Here is a 4,197-nt window from a genome sequence, read left to right on the forward strand (position 1 = left end):
CCGAGACAGGGCGCTTCGTCGGCGTCGCCAACGACAACTGTCCCGGCCAGATCGTCATCTCCGGCGACGAGACAGCTCTGGCGCGGGCGATGGCCCTGCTGAGCGAAGCGGGCGCGCGCAAGGTCGTGCGGCTGCCCATCTCCATCGCCGCGCACTCGCCCCTCATGCGCAGCGTGGCCGAGGAGTTCGCCGCCGCCGTAGATGCCACCCTGCTGGCCCAGGCGCGCATCCCCGTCGTCGCCAACGTCACCGCCCGCTCCGTTTGCGCCCCCGACGACATCCGCGCCGAGTTGAAGGCGCAACTGACCTCGCCCGTGGCCTGGACCGACTCCATCCGCTATCTGAGCGGGCAAGGGGTGGATGCCTACCTGGAGGTCGGGCCGGGGGACGTGCTGCTGGGGCTGGTCAAGCGCATCGACCGCGTCGCCGGGCGTGTGAAGTTCGAGGGATGAACAAGCACCGCAAAGAAGCGAAGAAGACATTGCGTCTTGGCGTCTTTGCGTTGTTCCCGTTTTTGTGGGAGCCTTAGCCTATGTTGCTAGAGGGTAAAGTCGCCGTCGTCACCGGAGCGTCACGAGGCATTGGCCGGGCCATCGCCGAGACGCTGGCCGCCGAGGAGGCCATGGTCGTCGTCAACTACCACGCCAACGCCGCCGCGGCCGAGGAAGTCGTGGGGGCCATCACCGAGCGCGGCGGGACGGCGCTGGCCGTCCAGGCCGACGTCAGCGATATGGCCGCCGCCGAGGGACTGATCAAGCGCGCCATCGAGGCCTACGGCCACGTAGACATCCTCGTCAACAACGCCGGCACCACCCGCGACACGCTGCTCCTGTCCATGAAGGAGGAGCAGTGGGACGTGGTGCTGACGACCAACCTGAAAAGCGTCTTCAACTGCTGCAAGGCCGTGACACGCCCCATGTTGCGGCGCAAGCAGGGCGGCCGGATCATCAACATCTCGTCCGTCTCCGGCATCGTCGGCCAGCCAGGCCAGACCAACTACGCCGCCAGCAAGGCCGGCATCATCGGCTTCTCCAAGTCGCTGGCCAAAGAGCTAGGCTCGCGGCAGATCACGGTCAACGTCGTCGCCCCCGGCTTCGTCCTGACCGACCTGACGGCTGACCTGTCCGAAGACCTGGTGCAACAGACCCTCGCCTACATCCCGCTCGGCCGGTGGGGCGAGGCGCAAGAGATCGCCCACGCCGTCGCCTTCCTGGCCTCCGACCGGGCCGCCTACATCACGGGCGAGGTGCTGCGCGTGGACGGAGGGATCGGAACATGAGCGAGAGACATGAAAGCTTTGGTCGCATCGAAGTGGCCCCGGAAGTGCTGGTGACCATCGCCCGCTACGCCGTCCAGGGCATCGAGGGCGTGCAACAGCTGGTCCCGGTGCCGGCCGACATCGCCCGGCTCTTCCAGCGCGGCCTGCGCCAGGACGGAGTTTTGCTGGATTTGTCGGAAAACAAGGTGCGCTTCAATATCTATGCTATAATGGCCCCACACGTCAATCTGCTGGAGACAAGCCGGACGATCCAGACGGCCGTCACCGAGGCGATTGACACGATGGTGGGCATCCCGGTCGATGCCGTCAACGTGTTTGTGGAAGACGTGCACTATGGCAAGGGGGAGGTTGTGTGACCTCCCGGTTAGAAACTCGGTTTCTTGAAGAAACCGAGTTTCTAAGAGCGGTTTGCAGCGATTAGCATATGAAGACCAGGCGTCGCGCCCGTCGCGTAACCTTAGAAACATTATACGAATACGACATCGCCAACCACGACCCGGACGAGGTGCTGGAGTTGCGGCTGGAGGCGAGTCCGATGGAGCACGCCGGGTCCGACTTCGCCGCCAAGCTGGTGCATGGGGTCATCGCCAGCCAGACGAACATGGATCGGCTCATCGCCCGCTTCGCCCCGGAGTGGCCGCTGGATCAGATGGCGGTCATCGACCGCAACATCCTGCGCATCGCGATGTACGAATTCCTGGTGACGGACGAGACGCCGGTCAAGGTCGCCATCAACGAGGCGGTGGAGTTGGCCAAGGTCTACGGCAGCGACAGCGCCCCCCGTTTCATCAACGGCGTGCTGGGGACGCTGGCGGATCATCTGGAAGAGTTGAAGCGGGAGGTGCGGCGAGAGACGACGCTCGCCGTGGCGGATTAAAGATAACGCGAGGCGTGAAGGAGCGGGGCAAGGCCCCGTTTTTTGTTGGCTATTGGGCGTGTTCTGCTGCACCGTCTTACTTCGGGCCGCGCCGCAGTGTAAGCCATAGGCCCGAACCGATTAAGATGAGTCCCAGGACAAGGGGGAAAACGCTGACAAAGCCCACTTCGGCCGAGACGGCGGCCAGGACCACACTGACGACCAGAGCCACGATGAGAGGTAGCCACAGACGCCGCAGCCGGCTTGCGGCGAGTGTCTTTCGCGGCGCGACGATCACCGTCACGATGAACAGCCCGACCCCCAGCGTGTAGAAAAACCACGACTGGATACCGTGCCAGTCGCCGAACTGCGCCATGCCTGTCATCACAAAAGCCAGGCCGCCTATCAGCCAGAATAGCCCCTCGCGGTAGTCGTCACGATCCTCCACGTTCATCGGTTGCCTCCAGGTATAGACCTTTGAGGTTTGCGGCAAACCTCAGAGGTCTGCCATGATACTACCGTCTCGCCAACAGCGCCGCCTCCACCCGATTCCGAACCCCCAACTTCTCCATAATGATCGTCATGTAATGCTTGACCGTCTTCTCGCTGAGATGGAGTTGGGCGGCGACCTCCTTGTTGCTCAGCCCGGCGGCGACCTGATCCAGAATCTCGCGCTCGCGCGGAGTCAGGTCGGCCAGCGGGTCGGCCGGCGGCTGCGCCCGGCGCGCCCCGCCCGATAGCAGGCTGGCCGCCAGCGTCGGCGCGACGTACCCCTCCCCTGCCCACACTGAACGCACAATGCCGACCAGTTCCCGCGCCGCCACCCCCTTCAGGATGTAGCCCCGCGCCCCGGCCTGCATGGCCGCAGCCAGATCGTCCTCGTCCACCGAGGCGGTCAGCATGATGACCTTGATCGCCGGGTGCGCGGTAGCGATGGCCCGCGCCGCGGCGATGCCCCCGCCGGGGATGTTCAGGTCCAGCAGCACCACGTCCGGCCCGCACTCCGCCGCCAGCCGCGCGGCGTCGTCCAGGTTCTCCCCCTGCGCCACAACGGCCATATCCGGCTGGGCCTGCAACGTGTAGGCCACCCCCTCGCGGAAGAGCGGGTGATCGTCGATTAGGACAATGCGAATTGGCTCACTCATGCCGTTCCTCCTCGCCGCTCACGGTCAAGTCGGCGATGACGCGTGTACCCTGGCCGGGCGCGCTCTCCACGCGGAAGTTGCCGCCCAGGCTCTCCACGCGCTCGCGCATGCCGATCAGGCCGAGGTGCTTGTCCCACTCAGCCGGGCCGCCATCGCGGAAGCCCGGCCCGTCGTCGGCCACTTCGATGTGCAGCTGCCCGGCGTGGTAGCACAGCGCCACCCGCTGCCCCACGCCGCCCGCGTGCCGGTAGGCGTTGACCAGCGCCTCCTGCACCAGCCGGTAGAGGGTGATCTTGACCGGCAGGGAGGCCCGCTCCGGCGTGCCGTCCAGGTCGAGAGTCACGGCCGTCCCGCTGCGCGCCTCGTGGACGCGCACCGCCCGCGCGAGCGTCTCCGGCAGCGTCAGCGCGCTCAACTGCGGCACGCCCAGCCCGGCCGAGAGGGCGCGAATCTCGCCCAGCGCCCGCTGCATGGAACTTTGGACGACCTCCAGATCGGTAGCCACGGCCGGCCCGCCCACTCCCGTGTGGCCGTTGCCTCCTTCCCCCTCCATGACGTGATCCAGCCGCAATAGAGCCAGGCCGATGTCCTGCACCGGCCCGTCGTGCAACTCGGCGCTGATGCGGCGCAGGACGCGCTCATTCAGAGCGGTCGTGCGCGCCGCCGCCCGGCGCACGCGCTCGTTGAGCCGCCTGTTCTGCGCCAGCAAGCTGGTTAGCTGCTCCACCTGCTCGCCCAGCGCGGCGCGCTGCCGGTCAATGGTGTCGCTGGCCCGACCGACAAAGCCGACCAGCAGCAGGTAGATGCCCAGCATGGACAGGCCCACCACCAGCCAACTGCGCCGCTGGGCGGCGGTGATGTCGGCCCGCAGGTCGTCCACCGCCTGATAGAACTCGGCCACGGCGATGATCTCGTCC

General features: G+C 66.3%; 7 protein-coding genes. 4 read left to right on the forward strand and 3 right to left on the reverse strand.

Features of this window, described 5'->3' with window-relative positions; translation table 11 throughout:
- The 4 genes from ACE3UY_RS07675 to nusB form a co-directional block, all read left to right on the forward strand.
- A partial coding sequence (locus ACE3UY_RS07675; protein WP_374686955.1) for an ACP S-malonyltransferase occupies positions 1 to 452 on the forward strand: 452 nt, incomplete at its 5' end.
- A gap of 80 nt (positions 453 to 532) precedes the next feature.
- Positions 533 to 1,279 (forward strand): 3-oxoacyl-[acyl-carrier-protein] reductase, encoded by a 747-nt coding sequence (fabG, locus tag ACE3UY_RS07680; RefSeq protein WP_374686956.1) that lies wholly within the window; start codon positions 533 to 535, stop codon positions 1,277 to 1,279.
- Positions 1,276 to 1,635, forward strand: a complete 360-nt coding sequence (locus ACE3UY_RS07685; protein ID WP_374686957.1) for an Asp23/Gls24 family envelope stress response protein — start codon at positions 1,276 to 1,278, stop codon at positions 1,633 to 1,635. Before fabG ends, ACE3UY_RS07685 begins: the two co-directional genes overlap by 4 nt.
- Before the next feature lie 68 nt (positions 1,636 to 1,703).
- Positions 1,704 to 2,156, forward strand: coding sequence for a transcription antitermination factor NusB (nusB, locus tag ACE3UY_RS07690; protein WP_374686958.1), 453 nt, complete (start codon positions 1,704 to 1,706; stop codon positions 2,154 to 2,156).
- Between the two features lie 76 nt (positions 2,157 to 2,232).
- Here the strand turns inward: nusB and ACE3UY_RS07695 are convergent, their stop codons facing one another.
- From ACE3UY_RS07695 to ACE3UY_RS07705, 3 genes are all read right to left on the reverse strand, one after another.
- A complete protein-coding gene (locus ACE3UY_RS07695) occupies positions 2,233 to 2,589 on the reverse strand; it encodes a hypothetical protein (protein WP_374686959.1) in 357 nt (118 codons plus the stop codon).
- A 61-nt stretch (positions 2,590 to 2,650) separates the two neighbouring features.
- The gene (locus ACE3UY_RS07700; protein ID WP_374686960.1) at positions 2,651 to 3,280 is read right to left on the reverse strand and encodes a response regulator; all 630 of its coding nucleotides are present in this window, start codon (positions 3,278 to 3,280) and stop codon (positions 2,651 to 2,653) included.
- The coding region (locus tag ACE3UY_RS07705; RefSeq protein ID WP_374686961.1) for a sensor histidine kinase at positions 3,273 to 4,197 on the reverse strand (925 nt) is incomplete at its 5' end. The genes ACE3UY_RS07700 and ACE3UY_RS07705, both read right to left, overlap by 8 nt.

The sequence above is a fragment of the Promineifilum sp. (SeqCode) genome (assembly GCF_041918635.1).
Lineage (GTDB): Bacteria > Chloroflexota > Anaerolineae > Promineifilales > Promineifilaceae > Promineifilum.

Coding starts and splice junctions, on each gene's coding strand:
- ACE3UY_RS07695 (WP_374686959.1), bottom strand. CDS start 2,589: ATGAACGTGGAGGATCGTGACGACTACCGCGAGGGGCTATTCTGGCTG.
- fabG (WP_374686956.1), top strand. CDS start 533: ATGTTGCTAGAGGGTAAAGTCGCCGTCGTCACCGGAGCGTCACGAGGC.
- ACE3UY_RS07685 (WP_374686957.1), top strand. CDS start 1,276: ATGAGCGAGAGACATGAAAGCTTTGGTCGCATCGAAGTGGCCCCGGAA.
- nusB (WP_374686958.1), top strand. CDS start 1,704: ATGAAGACCAGGCGTCGCGCCCGTCGCGTAACCTTAGAAACATTATAC.
- ACE3UY_RS07700 (WP_374686960.1), bottom strand. CDS start 3,280: ATGAGTGAGCCAATTCGCATTGTCCTAATCGACGATCACCCGCTCTTC.